The 19,024-nt window shown below is 50.8% G+C and carries 15 protein-coding genes; 7 read left to right on the plus strand and 8 right to left on the minus strand.

The annotated features are described in order from the left end of the window. Window positions 1–66: 66 nt before the first annotated feature. The 4 genes from ACOTSW_RS00225 to ACOTSW_RS00240 form a co-directional block, all read right to left on the minus strand. Entirely contained in the window at window positions 67–1,206 is a 1,140-nt protein-coding gene (locus ACOTSW_RS00225; protein ID WP_423680353.1) for a BMP family ABC transporter substrate-binding protein, read from the minus strand. Window positions 1,207–1,276: 70 nt separating this feature from the next. After that, window positions 1,277–2,188, minus strand: a complete 912-nt coding sequence (locus ACOTSW_RS00230; RefSeq protein WP_423680354.1) for an ABC transporter permease — start codon at window positions 2,186–2,188, stop codon at window positions 1,277–1,279. A gap of 2 nt (window positions 2,189–2,190) precedes the next feature. Then, window positions 2,191–3,267 carry an ABC transporter permease gene (locus ACOTSW_RS00235; protein WP_423680356.1) on the minus strand — a complete coding sequence of 359 codons (1,077 nt, stop codon included), beginning with the start codon at window positions 3,265–3,267 and terminating at the stop codon, window positions 2,191–2,193. Further along, window positions 3,260–4,807: an ABC transporter ATP-binding protein gene (locus ACOTSW_RS00240; RefSeq protein WP_423682370.1), complete on the minus strand. Its 1,548-nt coding sequence runs from the start codon at window positions 4,805–4,807 to the stop codon at window positions 3,260–3,262. Before ACOTSW_RS00240 ends, ACOTSW_RS00235 begins: the two co-directional genes overlap by 8 nt. A gap of 21 nt (window positions 4,808–4,828) precedes the next feature. On the opposite strand from ACOTSW_RS00240, the gene ACOTSW_RS00245 reads away from it, so the two are divergent. Further along, a complete protein-coding gene (locus ACOTSW_RS00245) occupies window positions 4,829–5,056 on the plus strand; it encodes a hypothetical protein (RefSeq protein WP_423680357.1) in 228 nt (75 codons plus the stop codon). 49 nt (window positions 5,057–5,105) lie between these two features. Here ACOTSW_RS00245 and ACOTSW_RS00250 read toward each other — a convergent pair whose 3' ends face one another. After that, a complete protein-coding gene (locus tag ACOTSW_RS00250; protein ID WP_423680358.1) occupies window positions 5,106–6,374 on the minus strand; it encodes a glycerate kinase type-2 family protein in 1,269 nt (422 codons plus the stop codon). Window positions 6,375–6,480: 106 nt separating this feature from the next. On the opposite strand from ACOTSW_RS00250, the gene ACOTSW_RS00255 reads away from it, so the two are divergent. From ACOTSW_RS00255 to ACOTSW_RS00280, 6 genes are all read left to right on the plus strand, one after another. Then, window positions 6,481–7,659: a serine hydrolase domain-containing protein gene (locus tag ACOTSW_RS00255; protein ID WP_423680360.1), complete on the plus strand. Its 1,179-nt coding sequence runs from the start codon at window positions 6,481–6,483 to the stop codon at window positions 7,657–7,659. 88 nt (window positions 7,660–7,747) lie between these two features. After that, window positions 7,748–9,175, plus strand: coding sequence for a metallophosphoesterase family protein (locus tag ACOTSW_RS00260; RefSeq protein ID WP_423680361.1), 1,428 nt, complete (start codon window positions 7,748–7,750; stop codon window positions 9,173–9,175). A 258-nt stretch (window positions 9,176–9,433) separates the two neighbouring features. Next, entirely contained in the window at window positions 9,434–11,614 is a 2,181-nt protein-coding gene (locus ACOTSW_RS00265) for a TonB-dependent receptor (RefSeq protein ID WP_423680362.1), read from the plus strand. Between the two features lie 308 nt (window positions 11,615–11,922). Further along, window positions 11,923–13,113 (plus strand): hypothetical protein, encoded by a 1,191-nt coding sequence (locus ACOTSW_RS00270; RefSeq protein WP_423680363.1) that lies wholly within the window; start codon window positions 11,923–11,925, stop codon window positions 13,111–13,113. 10 nt (window positions 13,114–13,123) lie between these two features. Continuing rightward, the gene (locus ACOTSW_RS00275; RefSeq protein WP_423680364.1) at window positions 13,124–13,537 is read left to right on the plus strand and encodes a hypothetical protein; all 414 of its coding nucleotides are present in this window, start codon (window positions 13,124–13,126) and stop codon (window positions 13,535–13,537) included. A 393-nt stretch (window positions 13,538–13,930) separates the two neighbouring features. Continuing rightward, window positions 13,931–15,685, plus strand: a complete 1,755-nt coding sequence (locus ACOTSW_RS00280; protein WP_423680365.1) for a methyl-accepting chemotaxis protein — start codon at window positions 13,931–13,933, stop codon at window positions 15,683–15,685. 188 nt (window positions 15,686–15,873) lie between these two features. Here the strand turns inward: ACOTSW_RS00280 and ACOTSW_RS00285 are convergent, their stop codons facing one another. The 3 genes from ACOTSW_RS00285 to ACOTSW_RS00295 all read right to left on the minus strand — a co-directional run bounded on the left by ACOTSW_RS00285 (window position 15,874) and on the right by ACOTSW_RS00295 (window position 19,000). Continuing rightward, window positions 15,874–16,452 carry an ATP-dependent Clp protease proteolytic subunit gene (locus tag ACOTSW_RS00285; protein WP_190476761.1) on the minus strand — a complete coding sequence of 193 codons (579 nt, stop codon included), beginning with the start codon at window positions 16,450–16,452 and terminating at the stop codon, window positions 15,874–15,876. Between the two features lie 50 nt (window positions 16,453–16,502). Further along, complete coding sequence (locus ACOTSW_RS00290) at window positions 16,503–17,711, minus strand: M20 aminoacylase family protein (RefSeq protein ID WP_423680367.1); 1,209 nt, start codon at window positions 17,709–17,711, stop codon at window positions 16,503–16,505. 794 nt (window positions 17,712–18,505) lie between these two features. Next, window positions 18,506–19,000, minus strand: coding sequence for an ureidoglycolate lyase (locus ACOTSW_RS00295; RefSeq protein ID WP_423680368.1), 495 nt, complete (start codon window positions 18,998–19,000; stop codon window positions 18,506–18,508). Window positions 19,001–19,024: the final 24 nt, after the last annotated feature.

The following is a 19,024-nucleotide window of genomic DNA, read 5'->3' on the forward strand; positions in this document are numbered from 1 at the left end:
ATAAAAAAACGTCGCCTGGTGTACTACCGGGCGACGTTTTTTTTTGACTATGTGAGCGGAAGCAGATCAGCCTGGCACTTTGCCATCCACGCCTTCAACATAGAATTTGATTTCGTGCAGGAATTTGTCGTCAGCAACGACATCTTTACCCAGCACTTCTTTACCTGTGTTGTCTTTGATCGGACCTTTCCAGATTGGTGCTGTGCCATCAATTACACCCTGGCGTTTTTCTGCGATGAGTTTTTTAATATCATCAGATAAATTCGCGTTGAATGCTTTCAGGTCTATCATGTTTTCTTTCAGACCCCACCAGGTGGTTTCTGATTTCCATTTGCCTTCCATTGCTTCGCCAACGCGTTTGATGTAGTAGCCGCTCCAGTCGATTACCGACGCTGCCGCATGCGCTTTCGGGCCAAATTTGGTCATGTCGCTATCCCAACCGAATGCGACCACGCCTTTTTCTTCTGCTGTCTGTACAACTGCTGCGGAATCCGTGTTTTGCATCAAGACGTCAACACCCTGACCAACCAGTGTTGTTGCTGCTTCGCGTTCTTTGCCCGGATCAAACCATTTGTTGACCCATACAACTTTGGTTGTTGCTTTAGGATTCACGCTGCGCGCGCCGAGAGTAAAGGCATTGATGTTACGCAGCACTTCCGGAATTGGTACGGAAGCGACCACGCCCAGTTTGCCGGATTTAGTTAATTTACCGGCAGCGATACCCGCCAGATAAGCGCCTTCATAAGTACGGACATCGTATTGCGCCAGATTGTCTGCCGTTTTGTAGCCTGTTGCGTGTTCAAATTTCACATCAGGAAAGTCTTTCGCCACTTTCAGCATCGCTTCCATGTAACCGAAGGTGGTGCCGAAAATCACTTTGTTACCTTGTGTCGCCAGATCGCGAATCACGCGTTCCGCATCAGCGGCACTTTCCGGTACGTTTTCGACAAATGTCGTTTTCACTTTGTCGCCGAATTTGGCTTCAACCTGTTTGCGCGCTGCATCGTGCGCATATGTCCAGCCTGCGTCGCCAACCGGGCCAACATAGATGAAGCCGACTTTCAAAGGCTCAGCTGCCGCTGTTGCGGCAACCGCGCTCGCAGCTGCGGCTTCTGGCTTTGCTTCTTCTTTTTTACCGCAAGCAGCAAGGCCAAAGACGGCCAGTGACATTGCTGCCACCAGTGTTTTTCTACGGGAAATTTTCATAATGAGCTTCCTTCGGTGAATAAAAAATCAGGTTTTCAGAAAACGGTACAGCGTGAACCATCTGCCCGGTTCATGGGCGGAAAGGTTTTCCCAGAGATGCAGGCATATTCAGGCGTATCCAATCCGGATTGCGCGAAATGAGTACCAACACAAGTATTGTGGCTGCATACGGCAGCATCGATAAAATTTGTGAAGGAACCGCAATACCGATCGCCTGAAAATGAAACTGCAGGATAGTCACGCTGCCAAACAGTAAGGAACCCAGCAAGACGCGTGCCGGACGCCAGGTAGCGAATGTCGTCAGTGCGAGGGCAATCCAGCCGCGTCCAGCGACCAGACCTTCCACCCACATCGGTGTATAGACGACCGACAGATAGGCGCCTGCAATACCGCAACAGGCACCACTAAACAGTAATGCAGCGTAGCGGATTTTTCTGACGGGATAACCGAGAGCATGCGCAGATTCCGGCGATTCACCAACGGCGCGCAACACCAGGCCGGCGCGGGTGCGATATAAGAACCAGATAATGCCGACACATAACAACAGGCTGAAATACACAGCCCAGTGCTGGTCAAAGAACGCCTTACCGAGAAACGGCAATTCCGATAAAAATGGAATACCATGCGCGCCCGCTGGTAAGGATTGACCGACGAAAGATTGCCCGATAAACGCCGATAGTCCGGCACCAAAAATCGATAATGCCAGACCCGTCGCTACCTGATTGGTGGTCAGTACCAGTGTCAGCCATGCAAACAGGCTGGACATCAGCATGCCTGCGAGCGCACCTGCGACAAAACCAAGAGCAGGAACATGGGTCTGATGAGCCACCGCAAAGCCGACAATCGCAGCGACCAGCATCATGCCTTCGGCACCAAGATTGAGCACGCCTGCACGTTCATTGATCAGTAAACCCAGGGCAGCGATCAGCAGAGGCGTACCAGAATTGATTGACGCAGCAATCAGAGCAGCAAAATTTTCCATGCTTATTTCTTCCAGCGCAGGCGGTAATTGATTAAGGTGTCACAGGCCAGCAACATGAATAACAGCATGCCCTGAAACAAGCCGGTAATCGCCGAAGGCAGACCGAGACGCGACTGTGCCATTTCTCCACCAAGGTAAAACAGAGACAGCACCAGTCCGCCGAAAATGGTGCCGATAGGATTTAAGCGACCGATAAAGGCAACGATAATGGCAGCAAAGCCATATCCGGGCGAAATCGACGGCAACACCTGACCGATAGGTCCTGCGACTTCAAATGCGCCAGCCATGCCCGCGAAGCCGCCGGAAATCAACAGCGAAGTCCATAAAGCCTTGCGACTGGAAAAACCCGCATAACGGGCGGCCAGTGGTGCTAGCCCACCGACGGTCAGGCGAAAGCCAGCAAAGCTGCGATAGATAAAAAGCGCCATGCCACCGCTGGCGGCCAGCATCACGAGAAAGCCGATGTGCAGGCGGCTGCCGTGGAAGATATGGGGCAATAGAAATTCGCTGGAAAAAACTTTTGATTGCGGAAAGTTCATCCCATTCGGATCTTTCAGCGGACCATTGACGGCATACATCAGCAATAACTGCGCGATATACGTCAGCATCAGCGATACCAGAATTTCATTGGCGTTAAAACGGTCGCGCAATAAGGCCGTGACAGATGCCCATGCGGCGCCACCGGCGATACCCGCCAGTGTTGCCAGTAATAACACCAGACCGCCCGGAATATTCGACATGCCAGGTGTACCCTGGTCGAAAAAAAGTATGGTCGTTCCGGCAGCGAGGCCGCCTGCAATCAACTGACCTTCAGCACCGATGTTCCAGATATTTGCTCGGTAGCAGACCGACAGTCCCAGCGCGCATAGCACCAGTGGCGTGGTTTTCAGCAATAAATCGGCGATGGTTGAAGCGTTACGTAAAGGTTCCAGCAAAAATACCTGCAACGCAGTCAGCGGATTTTTACCAAGTGCGAGAAACAGCAGACCACCAAAAAAAACCGTCAGCATCAGAGCGAATACTGGCGAAAAATAAGCCATCACCCGTGATGAGGCCGGACGTAATTCCAGTTTAAACATGACCGGCCTCTTGCATTGATGTCACCGGATCTTCCCATAAACCACTCATCCATAATCCTATCTGTTCTCTACTGGCGTCAGCCGTAGCCACTGAGGGAGACAAGCGTCCTTTGGCAATGACATACATGCGATCGCACAACTCAAATAATTCATCTAATTCTTCGGAAATCACCAGCACTGCGCAGCCTGCCTGTTTCAACTGACGGATTTCACCGTGAATCTGAGCGGCAGCGCCGACATCCACACCCCACGTAGGTTGTGCCACGATGAACACATCGGGATGTCGCATGATTTCGCGACCCACAATAAATTTCTGCAAATTCCCACCGGATAAGCTGCGTGCGGCTGCCGCAGGCCCTGAGGCTTTCACGCGAAAACGGCCGATGAGGTCGCTGGCGGCTTGTATCGTATGTTTAAAATTGATCATGCCGTGGCGTATAAATGGTGCTTTTTGTTGCGACAACAGCATGTTGTCGGTCAGGCTGAGCTCAGGTACTGCGCCACGTCCCAGGCGTTCCTCCGGCACCAGACTTTGTCCCAGTTCGCGCCGTGCTTCCGGGCCGTAGCGGCCGATAGCTTTGCCTTTGAGCTGTATCATCTGTGCCGCCGGACGACGGTCTTCACCGGACAGGGCTGCCAGCAATTCCTGCTGACCATTACCGGAGACGCCGGCAATGCCAACAATCTCACCACCAAATAAACTCAGATCAATCTGCTCTAATGCCGTCGCAAATGCATGCGCTTTCGGCAGGCTGAGTCGCTCTATCTGCAGTCGCAATGGTCCTTTTTGTATGCTTGCATCATGCGGGTGGTGCTGAACGGCGTCGCCGATCATCATGCGCGACAGGCTGGCTGCGGTTTCCTCGCGTGGATCGCAATGGCCGGTGACTTTGCCCATGCGCATCACGGTCGCCGAATGGCACAGTTCACGGATTTCATCGAGCTTATGGCTGATATATAAAATGCTGCAGCCTTCTGCTGCAATTTTGCGCAGGGTGACAAATAATTTTTGTACCGCTTGCGGCGTCAGGACTGAGGTTGGTTCATCCAGAATTAATAACTGCGGGTGTGTCAGCAGGGCGCGCACAATTTCCACACGCTGACGTTCACCGACGGATAAAGTGTGAACATGCCGTTGTGGTTCCAGCTCCAGTCCGTAATTTTCACCAGTCTGACGGATTTGCTCTGCCAGTTGCGCCATATCCGTCGCAGCATCAAGGCCGAGCGCGATATTTTCTGTCACTGTCAAAGTATCAAACAGGGAGAAATGCTGAAACACCATCGAAATGCCGAGTTTGCGCGCATCTTGCGGCGTTGCTATTTTTACTTCCTGACCATTCCACAGCACCTTGCCAGAGTCTGGTTTGACAGCGCCGAAAATAATTTTCATCAGCGTCGATTTTCCGGCACCGTTTTCGCCCAGTACTGCATGAATTTCGCCGGGAGCAACGCTGAGATTAATATGATCGTTGGCGATGACCGAAGGATAGCTTTTACAGATATCGGACAGTGCTAACCTCGGCGATAGCGGTGCTGCGATAGAAGTCACAATGACCTTTCTATGGAAAAAACGGTTGGGGCGCTGGTGAACATGGACGTCGTTTTTATAAATCCTGCACGAATGATGGATGACGAGACCAGCCGGTGTCGTATTGTCATCGATAGCACGACGTTATTGATTCACCATCCTCTGCGCCATTCGCTACATCAGGAATGCTTCATGAATACTCTTTTTAAGCAAGAACAATGCCCTCAGATTAAGAGGCTTGTTGTGCAGGAATTATCATGAAAACCGCATGTTGAGTATTCGGCCGACATTATAAATGCGACTGACACATTCACAAAACCAAAATTACCCGGAAATCATTGACATTCGTGCGAGTCGGTCCGCTGACGATCAAATCTCCCAGAGCCGAAAAATAGCCATAGCCATCATTATTTTCCAGCATGTGTTTTGGCGATAAATTGAGTGCCATTGCCCTTTGTGCAGATGCAGGTTCGTAGTAGGCGCCGGCGTTGTCTTCCGAGCCATCAATGCCATCAGTGTCGCAGGCCAGTGCGTAAATATTCGGATAGCTGTTGAGTGCAACGGCCAGACTGAGTAAAAATTCTGCGTTACGGCCACCGCGACCATTACCGCGTACGGTTACCGTGGTTTCACCACCGGACAAAATGACGCAAGGCTTGGGGAAGGGCTGGCTTTTACGGGCGACCTGCAATGCCAGCGCGGCGTGCATGAGGCCGATATCCCGCGCTTCACCTTCAATGCCATCCGATAAGATATGCGCTGCGATGCCCATAGTTCTGGCCTGATACGCCGCAGCATCCAGCGCATGCTGGGCAGTAGCGATGATGTGGTGTTCGTGGCGGGCGAAACGTGGGGCGCTGGATTTCGGTGTTTCTCCCTGCCCGGACTGCAGATGGGTTTCGATATTGTCAGGAATCGCAATCGCGTATTTGCGCAAAATAGCGAGCGCATCGGCACAGGTGGTGTCATCCGGCAGCGTCGGGCCACTGGCGATAATACTGGCGTCATCACCTGGCACATCTGAAATCATCAAGGTGATCACTCTTGCCGGTGCACAGGCTAATCCTAATCTGCCGCCTTTGATTGCGGACAAATGTTTGCGTACGCAATTCATTTCGCTGATGGCGGCACCGCTTTTCAACAGCGCATTGTTGATCGCTTGTTTTTGTTCCAGTGTGATGCCTTCTGCTGGCAGAGCCAGTAAAGCAGAACCTCCGCCGGAAATCAGACACAGCACCAGATCGTCTTTTGTTAAACCCTGAACCATGTCTAAAATCCGCGCCGCTGCTTGCTGTCCGGCGCTATCGGGGACGGGATGTGCGGCTTCGATGACCTCAATTTTCTCGCACGGTACACCGTGCCCATAACGCGTCACGACCAGTCCCGATAATTCGCCTTTCCAGTGTTGTTCAACCGTGTGTGCCATCGCTGCCGCGCCTTTGCCTGCGCCGATCACAATGGTGCGGCCATGCCGTGGCGGCTCTGGCAGAAAGGCCGGCAGACATTTGTCTGCACTGACGGCGTCGACCGCTGCCTGATACAGGGAATTCAGAAATTCGCGTGGAGATGAGATGGGCATAGTGTTGAGTAGTAAGATGGCGGTTCGACGCAAACAGCACTTCGGATTACAACTCGCAAGTGCCACTGAACAAAATACATAAAACAGAAAAATCATCATAAACGATATGGCTTACGATTTCGGTGAAGTAAATTCAACAATGCAGCAATATGTGGACCGCCAGATACTGGCGGGGGTATCAACGGCGGTGCTGGTGGGGCGTGATCTGGTGCATGAACACCACGCCGGTTGGGCGGACATTGAGAACCAAATTCCCTTGCGTGGTGATCATTTGTTCCGGGTTTTTTCGAATACCAAGCTGATCACCTCGATGGCCATCATGCTGTTAATCGAGGATGGAAAAATCGCCCTCGACGATCCGCTGGAAAATTACTTGCCGCAGTTAGGCAAGCGTCGCGTGTTGAAGGCTGGCGCGAACAGCCTTGACGATACGGAACCAGCACGTTCATCGATCACTATCCGTCATTTGCTGAACCATACGTCCGGGTTGAGCTATGGGTTGCTGGATCACGGCAGCCTGATGTACAAAGCCTATAACGAACGTAAAGTGTTGAATGCTTTCCAGACGCTGGCGGAAATGATCGATATTCTGGAGGAATTGCCTCTGAGTTTTCATCCCGGTGAAGCCTGGCAGTATTCGATCGCCACCGACGTGTTATCACGCGTGGTCGAAGTGGTCAGCGGCAGAAATTTTGATCAGTTCCTGCGCTTGCGGATACTTAATCCACTGGGCATGGATGACACCGGCTTCTATGTTCCGGAAAATAAACTGCACAGACTGACCGCTTATTACGGCGGCGCTGATCCTGCAAATGTGTTGCAGCGCGGTTTGCGCCGACTGGATAAATCGCCGTATCCCGGTGCGTTTACCAAGCCGGTGCCGCGTTTTTCCGGCGGCGGTGGTCTGGTATCGAGCATGCACGATATGCTGGCGCTGATGCGCAGCTTTATGCCCGATGGCGATCATTTGCTGAAGCCGGAAACGTTGCATCTGATGATGCAGAATCAGTTACCAGCCGGCACCGGCATCAGTTTTCCTGGCGTTGGTGATGTGCCCGGCAAGGGTTTTGGATTCGGTGGCGCAGTGACTTTACGGCCGTCGTCGATAGATCCGGCCGGATCCGAAGCTGAGTTTGAATGGGGCGGCATCGCAGGTACTCACTGGTGGATCAACCCTCGTCACAATATTGCTGGGATACTGATGACGCAAAGATTAATGAGCTTCTGGCATCCGTTTTCATTTGATTTCAAGCGCCTCGCGTATGCGGCAATCGGCGTGAAATAAATAGTTGTCGCGCCCAGAAAAAGCAATTCATATTGCCGACACATCCTTCGCTTAGCATAGTCATCGTTAACAAATACTGTGAGGAAAAATGTATATTTGTTCAATTCGTTCTTTATTGTCGTCGGTGCTGCCTTTCGCAACCGTTCTGACCTTGTCCGCCTGTAACACCGCACCCAGACTGTCTGCGCAACAGGATGGCATACAACAAGCATGGACTGTGCTTGGTGAACAGGGGCAAGGAGTCGCACGCGTGGTCACCACGGACAATGTTTGCCCGGTATTAATGCAGGACGGTAAAGAGCAGGTGATGACCGTACGCGCCTTTGCCGGGACAGTGGCGCAACGCAAAACGGCGAGCAGCCCGGATAACTCAAAGCCATCAGCTTTTCCGGTGCTGACCTGTGAGGCGACATTATCTCCAACGACCAGAGTGGCAAGCATTGGTGCGCGCAAGTTGCCATTACCGCAGCCAGTCGCAAAAAAAATTGTCGTGATTGGCGATACCGGTTGCCGTCTGAAACTGGCGGATAACTATTTTCAGTCATGTAGCGATAGCGAGAAATGGGCATTCAGATCGATGGTGGAAGCTGCCGCCAAAACAAAGCCGGATCTGGTGATTCATGTCGGTGATTATCATTACCGCGAGAATGCTTGCCCGGAAGGGAATAAAGACTGCGCTGGCAGCCCTTGGGGTTATGGCTGGGATACCTGGAAAGCGGATTTTTTCGACCCGGCGCAGGCATTATTGAAAGCCGCACCGTGGGTGATGGTGCGTGGCAACCATGAAACCTGCACCCGCGCCGGGCAAGGCTGGTGGCGCTTCCTCGATCCCCGTCCTCTGCAAAGCGGACGTGATTGTAATGCTGAACGCGACGATGCCAGTGGTGATTACAGTCCGCCTTACGCGGTACCGTTAGGGCGCGTCGGGCAAGAAGCTGCGCAACTGATCGTGTTTGATTCGTCTAAAGTACCGAATAAAACACTAGGTAAAAATGATGTGCCGTATCAGGTTTACATGGAACAATTCAAGACGGTGAATCAGTTGTCTGACGCAGCCGACTTTAATATCTTCATCAATCATCATCCTATTCTTGGTCTGGGTGCGGGAAGGAATAAAGAGGGTGGATTAACGATCTGGCCCGGCAACGCCGCCTTGCAGGGAGTGATGCATGAGGTTAATTCGACGCGTCTGTTTCCTTCCAAAGTACAGGCAACTCTGGCAGGGCATGTTCATTTGTTCGAGGCGCTGACATTTAACACTGATCATCCGGTGCAGTTTGTTTCAGGCAATGGCGGTTCCTCGCTTGATTCGCCGCTGCCAGCAGTTTTACCAGCGGGAACCACACCTTATGCCGCAGCAGAAATAGCGCATTTCAGTAATTCCAATGACGTTGGTTTCATGGTGATGGAACGTGAATCGCAATCCTGGAAAATGCAGGCATGGAATAAGAACGGTAAGCTGATGACCGAATGCCGTACACAGGGCAAGAAAACCCAGTGCCAATCTTTCCAATAACACCACCGTTCAGCGCATCGGGAAAAGACGGTATCAATAAAAACGGAATATAAAATGGAATATAAAGCCTGATACCGTCATTCTGTTGTCATGTCATCTGACTGTCAGCTAAATTCATCCTGACGTCATACCGCCTGCCTAGACTTGTGAGTTTTCTACCCACCAAGTTCAATGGAAGGCAAGATGATGTCCCGGAAATCGCAACAAATTAAGCAGCAATCCCAGCAGCAATCCCGACCACAATTGAGAAGCAAACGGATGTCAGCCCAGGTCGTGTTCGCCATCACGCTGATGGTTGCGCACCACGCTCAGGCGCAGTCAATGACAAAGACTGACAGCAGTGTTGAATCTGATTCAGCGCTGGACGCGGAAGCGATCAAATCAAGGGTTGTGATCAGTGGTTCGAGTGTCGGCAATCGTGCTCCGGTACAAAGCTCACTGAAAGCGACGCAGCCACAATCAATTATCACTGCGACGTTTATTGAACAGTCGGTGACTGATCTGGCTGATTTCAATACCGTTGCGCGGATTGCGCCGAGTGTGGGTTCCGGCGTGTCTGCCAATGGCCCTGGTCTTGCCGAATCCAAAGTCACGTTACGTGGTTTTCAGGATGGTGAATACAACATGACGTATGACGGTATCCCTTTTGGTGATACGAATAATCCTACGCATCATTCCACGTCTTATTTCCCGGCACGCATCATCGGCGGCATGGTGATCGAGCGCGGCCCGGGCAATGCCAGCAATCTGGGGCAAGCCACTTTCGGCGGTTCTATTAATTTGTTCTCTAAAGAATTGTCGGCGGATTTTAATTTCACACCGTATTCAACATTTGGCTCTTGGAACACCCGCATGTATGGTGCGCAGATCGACAGCGGGATGTTGTCGAACTTTGGCAATGCACAGATGATGTTCAATGCTTCACGTCTGACATCCGACGGTTACCTGACTTACAGCAGCGTCACCGAAGACAATTACCAGTTCAAATTCCAGCGCAATCTTGCTCAGGATACCGTGCTGACTGTGTTTTCCACCTATAACAAGATCAACAGCTATGTTCCGGATAAAGGTGGTGTGACCTTGAGTCAGGTTGCCCAGTTTGGTAAAAACTATGCCCTGAACAATGATCCGGCGAGCCAGAATTATTACGGTTATAACTTCAACTACAAAACGACGGATTTTGACTATATCCGCCTGCAATCGAAGTTAGCTGGCTGGAATATCGACAATACTCTGTACACCTATTCGTATAACAACGATACCTATTCCGGTCAGGATGCCAGTGGTGCAACCGCCAATGGTACCAAAGCCGGTGCTGCCGGGAACAAGAATGTTCCTGGCTACAACAAACTCAATGCATATCGTGTTAACGGCGATATTTTCAAAGCCACCAATCAGTTTGAAGCAGGCTTACTGCGTGCCGGTGTCTGGCTGGAAAGTTCAAATACCAACCGTCATACCTATGATCTCGACTGGACCTTAGGGGTGCCGAATCCTAAAGAATCAAGTGCACCGAAAAGCGTATCTTACGAACAGCGTTCTTCATGGAAGCAGTATCAACCGTTTGTAGAGTTTGAATGGAATGCTGCGCCCGATTTAACGATTACGCCGGGTATCAAGTATCTGCACTTCAAACGCGAAATCGATGCGCCTGTGAATCAGGGTACACGGATTGCAACGACTGCAGAGCAAACCTACACATCGACTTTGCCATTCCTGACAGCGAATTACAGTGTGAATAAAGAATGGTCTGCGTATGCGCAGATTGCCAAAGGTTTTCTGGTGCCTGATCTGTCCATGTTTTATGTGAACAACCCGAATCTGAGCACGCCGAAAGCGCAGACATCAACGAATTATCAGTTGGGTACTGTGCATCAGTCGCGTAACCTGACGCTGGATGCCGATATTTATTACATCGACTTTGATAATAAGATCGCGTCCACCGGCAGTGGTAATGATCTGGTGTATTACAACCAGGGTGGTGTTGTCTATAAAGGTATTGAGGCGGCTGCCACTTATTACATCGGTAGTGGCTTCTCTGTTCACGCGAATGCGTCTGTCAACAGTGCTAAAGCCAAAGACACCGGCCTGCAGGTAGCAAAAGCGCCGGAGAGCACCAGTGCGCTTGGACTCTTGTATAAAGCAAACGGTTTGTATGGTTCGCTGATTGCAAAAAATGTCGGCACGCAATATGCGAAAGACGGTGAGCCAGCTGCTTACAAAATACCGTCTTACCTGACGACAGATCTGACGATAGGTTATCGCTGGAAGGCCGTTGGCTCATTGGTCAAAAACGTCAAGGCGCAGTTAGGAATCAATAATCTGTTTGATCAACAGGATGTGACTGCTGTCTCAGCTAATAGCAAAGGCGTCGCTTTCGATCAGTACACTTTCCAGCCTGCCCGTAGCTGGAGCTTGTCTGTCAGCGCTGACTTCTGATTCTCATTCGGGGTCGTATTTATTTTCCAAATCCGTCGCTTATTTCTTGTTTTTCATGTATGGAATAAGCAACGGATTTGTTAGAAATCGTCAAATGGATGCTCCACTCTAAGCCATTTTTCTGATTCTGCAGCGGCCTGTTGAAAGAATCCGAACTACTCTGCATCATAGGAGAGAAATCTATATTTTCGATTTTTCCTCGTCAGAATTGCACGAAATTGGTGCAATATTTGCCCTGATTTCATCCGTTTTGCTTCTTTGTGGAAATAATTCTGAGGGCTCAAATTATTCCATTACTAGGAGGAAATATGAAATTAAAAACTTTAACGGCCTTAACGGCAATGTCGCTCGCAGCATCCGCTGTCTGGGCTGACGACAGTTCCAATGTATCGATCAGCGGTTTCGGTACTGCTGCCCTGACACGCACGAATACATCCGATGCGGAATTCGCGCGTCCGAATCAGGCCGCAGGTGTGACGACGGATGCGAAAACCGGCGTTGATTCCAATTTTGGTATCCAGGTCACGGCAAAAGCAACTGACTGGTTGTCTTTCACCGGTCAGGGTCTGGTGCGTAAAAATGTCACAGATAATTTTGGCGCGGAACTGACATGGGCGTTTGCCAAAGCGAAAGTGAATGATCAATTGAGTGTGCGCGTTGGTCGTATGGGCTTACCTGTGTACATGATTTCTGATTACCGCAATGTTGGTTATGCAAACACGATGTTGCGTCCGCCAGTCGAGATGTACACACAGGTTATTCTCGAAAGTATCGACGGTATTGATGGTACTTATCAGACATCGGTTGGCGAAACGAATGTGACTGCGCAACTGGCATATGGCGTGACAGAGAGCGAAAGTCCTGGCTACAAAGCGAAATTTAAAAAGCTTTCCAGCTTCAACATAGCACTGGAAAACGGCCCGTTCACGGTGCGTTTGGGTCGTGTTGATACCAACTTGTCTGTTGATAATTCTGTCAACCTGAACACACTGGTCAGCGGCCTGAATAAATATGGCTACACCAGTGCCGCGAATGCGATTGCGGTGCAGGACACTAAAGCGTCGTTTACTTCTCTGGGCTTAGGCGTGGATTGGAAAAACGTCGTGGTGCAGGCGGAATACGGTAAGCGTAAATCCGGCAGTCTGGCTGTTGCTGACACGACTTCGTGGTACACCATGTTTGGTTACCGTACAGGCAGTTTCCTGCCGTATTTTGTGCATGCTTCTGCAAAACAGGATAGCGCCAGAACGGTTGCCGGAACACCGACATCCGGTCCTTTGCTGGCTTACACAGCAGGTGCCAATGCACTGGCTTCAGCTTCTCCGATTCAGACCAGCAATAGCATAGGCGTACGCTGGGACTTCCATAAATCGGCTGCATTAAAAGTGCAATTTGATCGCATGTCTCCAGATAACGGCAATGGCGTATTTATCAACGCCAAACCTGGCTTTAAAGGCCCGGTAAACGTGTTTGCTGCTGCGGTTGATTTTGTATTCTGAGGAGATGGCGATGACAACATTTTTGAAAAAAGTCATGCTCGCCGCAGCGTTTGCCTCTGTTGCAGCGAGTGCGAGTGCCTCCGATATCGTCGTGATCGTGAATCCGGCGAACCCGGCGACTGCGATGACGGCAGCACAGGCATCACAATTCTTTCTGGGAAAATCACCGATGTTTACACCGGTTGATCTGCCAGAAAATTCACCGGTACGTGCTGAGTTTTATAAAAAAGTAGCCGGTAAAGATTTATCTGAAGTGAAATCGATTTGGTCCAAGCTGGTGTTTACGGGTAAGGCCGCTGCACCAAAAGAGTACCCGTCTGCGGCTGAAGTGAAAAAAGCGATTGCGGCTAATCCTACCGGAATTGGCTATATCGAAAAATCGGCGGTCGATTCCACGGTCAAGGTTATTACTACTTTGCAATAATCGTCGTCTGAACTGAAAAAGGGGAAAAGCATAGTTGCTTTTCCCCTTTTGCTTTTTTAGTCGCTAACAGTTAGTCTCTTTTCTGTGTGTTGAAAAAGCGCTGGAGCGTATCGCGTTCTTTTTATTCCGTCGCTATTTCTTCCAAATTTCACACAAAGTTTTTTCAATATTTGTCGCAATTTTGATGTCTGATCCTGTTCCGGAGCTTCACATGAAATTGTCCCGCAACACAAATATGTTCCACCGATGTGCCAGGCGAAAAGCTGTGTTTTTCGTCTGCCGTTCATCTGCCGTTGCCGCATCTGACCTGCATTTTCCGTTGTACTGATTCATCGCAGCAGATGCATTCCGCATTTGCTGCGTGCCATATCAACATTACTTCCGGAGTAAGCTATGTCGTTTTTTTATGATCTGAAAATATCTGTCAAGCTCTTAATCAGTTCGCTCTGTTTGTTGTTGATCACAATTTTCATCGGCATTTTTTCTGTGACTGAACTTGCTCAGGTCAACACAGCAGCCAGAGATCTCGGTGAGAACTGGATGCCCAGCGTCAAAGCGGCGATGGGCATCAAGGAACGTGTCTCACGCATACGCTCGCAAGAGGCGCAAATGGTGTTTGCGGAAAGTCCCGAGGAAGTTGAAAAATACGTGACCAGAACAAAGGAAGCGATTAGCGGATTGCGCGAGATCGAAGCGGATTACAGCCGCATGATGACGAATGCGGCAGAGAAAGCGAATTACGATGAATATGCAAAGCTGATGGCGGACTATTTGCAGATCACCGATAAGATGATTGCCGCCGCCAAAGCCGGTAATTCGACGGAAGCCGTCAGCCTGCTACGCACCACCTCGTCAAAAGTGAATACGCGGTTGCGCGACCATGTCGATAAGATGGTGAAAATTCAGTCTGATGGCGGGATCGCTGCCTATGAACATAGCACGCAGGTTTATGAAACGGCGCGTTCGCTGATTTTAGTGGCGCTGGCAATCTGTGTTGTGCTGGGGCTGGCATTGTCTTTCTGGATTGCCCGTCTGGTATCACGGCCACTGATGAATGCGGTAAAAGTCGCGCAGACGGTAGCGTCCGGTGATCTGACCAGTCACATTGAAGCCAGCAGTAAAGACGAAACCGGCATGCTGTTGCAAGCTTTGAAAGACATGAACGATAACTTGCTGAAGGTGGTCAGCGAAGTGCGGCAGGGGACGGATCACATCACCATTGCGGCGACAGAAATCGCGCAAGGTAATCTTGATCTGTCGGGGCGCACTGAAAGTCAGGCAAGTTCGCTCGAAGAAACCGCGTCCTCGATGGAAGAAATCACTTCAACAATTCATCACAATGCAGACAATGCGCGCCAGGCGAATCAGTTATCGGATTCTGCCTCGGCAGTGGCGCAAAGAGGCGGCGACGTGGTTTCGCAAGTGGTGCAGACGATGGGCTCGATCAACGAATCTTCACGCAAGATCGTTGACATCATCGGTGTGATTGATGGCATCGCATTCCAGACAAATATTCTGGCGCTCAATGCTGCGGTGGAGGCGGCGCGCGCCGGTGAGCAGGGACGCGGCTTTGCGGTGGTCGCGTCGGAAGTGCGGAATCTGGCGCAACGGTCTGCCAGTGCGGCGAAAGAAATCAAAGAGCTGATCAACGATTCTGTCGATAAAGTCGCACAAGGCACGCGGCTGGTGGATCAGGCGGGCGACACGATGAGCGAAGTGGTAGCCAGCGTGCGGCGCGTCAGCGACATGATCAACGAGATTACGGCCGCCGGTCAGGAGCAAAGCGCTGGTATTGCGCAGATCAATGATGCGATTACCAATATGGATACGCTGACGCAGCAAAATGCAGCTCTGGTCGAAGAAGCCGCTGCCGCCGCTGCCGGATTGCAGGGGCAGGCAGAAAAACTCAGCAGCGTCGTCAGCGTGTTCAAATTAGATCAGAGCCAGACGGCAGCGCCGAACGCATCTGCAATGCTGGTGAATCGCAATACTGCTGACGCGACAAAAAAGACGATGGCAAAGCCGGGCAAAAAGGAAACGAACAGCACGGCAATCAAATCTGCGTCATCCAGTGTCCGGCAAAGTCCGCAGCGAGCAGCGAAAGCAGTTGAAAAAGCAGGCGACACCGCAGACTGGGAAGAGTTTTGATGTTGCTTAGTCTTGTACTGGCAGGCATAGCCATGGCGTAAAAAAAGCAGGGCGGAGCATATACTCCCCCTGCTTTTTTAGTATTCACCGCTCATGTCCTTATATTTAAAGGGCTTCAAAATATACTGGGGGGAGTATATTTACCCCCGAATTAAGCCCTGAAATGCAGGAATCAGGATGAATGGCAATTAAGCGATGTCGCTCTGTTTGATGATGGTGCGTGAAATCAGACCATATTCCAGCGCTTCTTCTGCGCTCATCCAGTAATCGCGGTCGATATCATTCGTCACGCGCTCCAGCGTCTGACCGGATTCGCGCGCGATCAATGCCGAGATACGTTCACGCACTTTGACGATTTCGCGCGCCTGAATCGCAATGTCCGTTGCCTGACCACCGCAGCCGCCGCTGGGTTGATGGATCAGGAAACGTGTGTTCGGCAGGCAGACACGGCGCTCTTTCGGTACCGAGAGAAAGACGCTGACAGCAGCGCTGCCTACCCAACCGGTACCGACCATATTCACCGGCACATCGATGAATTTGATCATGTCGTGAATGACGTCACCCGATTCAACATGACCGCCTGGCGAAGAAACCAGCATAGTGATCGGATCTTTTGACTCGGCCGCCAGCGCGATCAGGCGCTTGCTGACATCCGCTGCGAGTTTATCGTTGATGGTGCCGAAAACCAGCACGGTGCGGGATTTAAATGCTTTCTCTTCGAGGAAAGGGCTGCGTTGTACGTCGTTATTGTCTTTTTCGTCTGCCATGTGAAATCGTGTCCGGTTATGAAGGTTGAAATTGTAGCTTGTCTGCTGTCTCAGATGGCTGCGTCGGTGGCTTTTTTCAAGTAGGTTTCTGCCAGCCTGACCCAGTAAGTCGCGCCAATCGGCAGCAAATCATCATTGAAGTCGTAACTGGGATTATGCAGATTACAGGGACCCAGACCATGACCGGCATCGCGATGATCACCTTCGCCGTTGCCGATGAAGACATAGCAGCCCGGTTTCGCTTGCAGCATGAATGCAAAATCTTCCGCGCCCATGGTCGGTTCGGTCTGCGCATTCACGCGCTCGTCACCGACCATAGAACGTAACACTTCCGCTGCAAACGCAGTTTCCACCGGATGGTTAATCAGTGGCGGATAATTGCGCCGGAATTCAAAATCAATCTCGGCATCAAACGCCGCAGCAGTGTGTGTGGCAATTGCCCGCATGCGTTGTTCGACCAGATCGATCATGTCATTGCTGAAGGCCCGCACGGTGCCGACCAGCTGCGCATCGTCGGGAATCACATTGGTGGCGCTGCCTGCGTGAATCTGCGTGACTGACAACACTACCGATTCCAGCGGGCTGGCATTACGACTGACGATAGTTTGCCAGCTTTGCGCAATCTGTATCGCGATCATGATCGGATCGATACCTTTGTGCGGCTGCGCTGCGTGAGCGCCTTTGCCTTTGATGGTGACAAAAAATTCATTTGAAGAGGCCATCATCGGCCCCGGCGTCAGCCCGAATGAACCCGCCGGAATGCCTGGCCAGTTATGCATGCCGAACACCGCTTCCATAGGGTATTTTTCAAACAGACCGTCGTTGATCATCGCCGACGCGCCACCGCCACCTTCTTCTGCGGGTTGAAAAATCAGATATACCGTGCCATCGAAATTGCGGTGTTGCGCCAGATAATGCGCGGCACCCAACAGCATCGCGGTATGCCCGTCATGCCCGCAGGCATGCATTTTTCCTTCATGCTGCGAGCGGTGTGGGAAGCTGTTGATTTCCTGCATAGGTAAGGCATCCATATCGGCGCGCAAACCAATCGCCCGCGTGCTGTTACCATTTTTAATGATGCCCAGGACGCCAGTGCCGCCTAAACCCGAAACAACAGGAATGCCCCACTGTTGCAACTGGCGCGTAATGACGTTTGCGGTGCGGTGTTCTTCGTAACAAAGCTCAGGGTGAGCGTGAATATCACGGCGGATTTGTTGAATTTCTGCCTGGAATTGAACAATAGGATCTATTAGTTTCATACGAGTCTCCGGATTGCGTTGCAGATGTGCTGGCTGGTATCGGGATGGATAGTGAGCCGCAGCAGGACGCAATTTATTTTTTCGACGTGAAGTCGCTGCATCCTCTGCAGCAAGCACATCAGAGAGAACGATACCAGATTCCACAGAGGCGGGCATCAGCACTGACGTGGAATTTGAATAAAAACAAGGAAAGTGTTCCTGAGTCGTTCAGACGCCAAGGCCACTGCCTGATCTTGAGCCGTGGAAGGTCGTGTTGCGCTGATTTTTTCATTCACCCGCATGCGTAGTCGGTATAAGAAAACATCTTCAACAGACATTCGCAGAGCATGGTGCGCAGATATTCTTTGCGGTGATGATTGATATATCGAAAATAAAGCAGACATGTTTGCTGCACTGCAGTAAAGTTGCACCTGTCTCCTCCAACACCTCCTAAGGTTTGGATTTAACCCGCAACCGCAAGGTCGCGGGTTTTTTTTCTCCTTTTTCCGGTAAGCACTAAAAAATTCAATAGAAACGATAAAAATTTGAAATAAGATTTCTTCTAGGTAATTTTTTATCGTTTTCAGATATCTGATTTGTGAATGTTTGATATGCAAAAATAGTTGTTTGCGTATTTGTTGCGGTGCGATATAGTTACACCTGTCTCCTCCAACACCTCCTAAGGTTTGGATTTAAGCCCGCTCTTAGCGGGCTATTTTTTTGCCTGCGTTTTTGTTTGTACCTTCCATCTGATACGCGAAAAGAATAGCGCAGGGGCTTGCGAATGTTGATTTAATGCGCAGTGTGTGAAATGTTCAGGCGAGTACCCAACTGCCATCCAGCGTGATTTCATCGCAGTTGTGACCGTGGCCGATGCGATCCATGACGATGAAGTCGCTGATTTTATGCAGGGCGATCAGCGGATGATGCCAGACGCCTTTAGCGTAATTCACGCCTTGCAAGCCTTTGCACAAAAAAGCCTGCATCTTGTTTTCATCAAATTCTCCCGCCGGTGCAACCACCACCAGATATTCGTCTGCCTCATCTTGTGTCAGCGGGACAAAGGCCTGACTGCCGAGCGGGTGTCTTTCCATGATGGTGATTGGCAGCGGTAACTGACGTGGCTGCGCGCGAAACAGGCTGAGTATGGTCTGTCCGTTTTCACTGTGCGTATCAGCGCAGGCGAGGGCATGAAAACGTTCGGTTGTGCCCTGATTAATCGGGTAATGGCGCGCGCCATCCGTCATGATCACTTCGCCAAACGGCGCAAACGCCGTCCGTGTCAGTGGTGAAATGCTCAGTTTTTTCATATCGTTGGCAATATGATTCTGTGA

The sequence above is a fragment of the Undibacterium sp. WLHG33 genome, assembly GCF_049544815.1.
Lineage (GTDB): Bacteria > Pseudomonadota > Gammaproteobacteria > Burkholderiales > Burkholderiaceae_D > Undibacterium.

Bases quoted from the DNA above. Each gene is read 5' to 3' on its own strand.
- ACOTSW_RS00225 (WP_423680353.1), bottom strand. From the start codon at position 1,206: ATGAAAATTTCCCGTAGAAAAACACTGGTGGCAGCAATGTCACTGGCC.
- ACOTSW_RS00230 (WP_423680354.1), bottom strand. From the start codon at position 2,188: ATGGAAAATTTTGCTGCTCTGATTGCTGCGTCAATCAATTCTGGTACG.
- ACOTSW_RS00235 (WP_423680356.1), bottom strand. From the start codon at position 3,267: ATGTTTAAACTGGAATTACGTCCGGCCTCATCACGGGTGATGGCTTAT.
- ACOTSW_RS00245 (WP_423680357.1), top strand. From the start codon at position 4,829: ATGGAAAAAACGGTTGGGGCGCTGGTGAACATGGACGTCGTTTTTATA.
- ACOTSW_RS00250 (WP_423680358.1), bottom strand. From the start codon at position 6,374: ATGCCCATCTCATCTCCACGCGAATTTCTGAATTCCCTGTATCAGGCA.
- ACOTSW_RS00255 (WP_423680360.1), top strand. From the start codon at position 6,481: ATGGCTTACGATTTCGGTGAAGTAAATTCAACAATGCAGCAATATGTG.
- ACOTSW_RS00260 (WP_423680361.1), top strand. From the start codon at position 7,748: ATGTATATTTGTTCAATTCGTTCTTTATTGTCGTCGGTGCTGCCTTTC.
- ACOTSW_RS00265 (WP_423680362.1), top strand. From the start codon at position 9,434: ATGTCAGCCCAGGTCGTGTTCGCCATCACGCTGATGGTTGCGCACCAC.
- ACOTSW_RS00270 (WP_423680363.1), top strand. From the start codon at position 11,923: ATGAAATTAAAAACTTTAACGGCCTTAACGGCAATGTCGCTCGCAGCA.
- ACOTSW_RS00275 (WP_423680364.1), top strand. From the start codon at position 13,124: ATGACAACATTTTTGAAAAAAGTCATGCTCGCCGCAGCGTTTGCCTCT.
- ACOTSW_RS00280 (WP_423680365.1), top strand. From the start codon at position 13,931: ATGTCGTTTTTTTATGATCTGAAAATATCTGTCAAGCTCTTAATCAGT.
- ACOTSW_RS00285 (WP_190476761.1), bottom strand. From the start codon at position 16,452: ATGGCAGACGAAAAAGACAATAACGACGTACAACGCAGCCCTTTCCTC.
- ACOTSW_RS00290 (WP_423680367.1), bottom strand. From the start codon at position 17,711: ATGAAACTAATAGATCCTATTGTTCAATTCCAGGCAGAAATTCAACAA.
- ACOTSW_RS00295 (WP_423680368.1), bottom strand. From the start codon at position 19,000: ATGAAAAAACTGAGCATTTCACCACTGACACGGACGGCGTTTGCGCCG.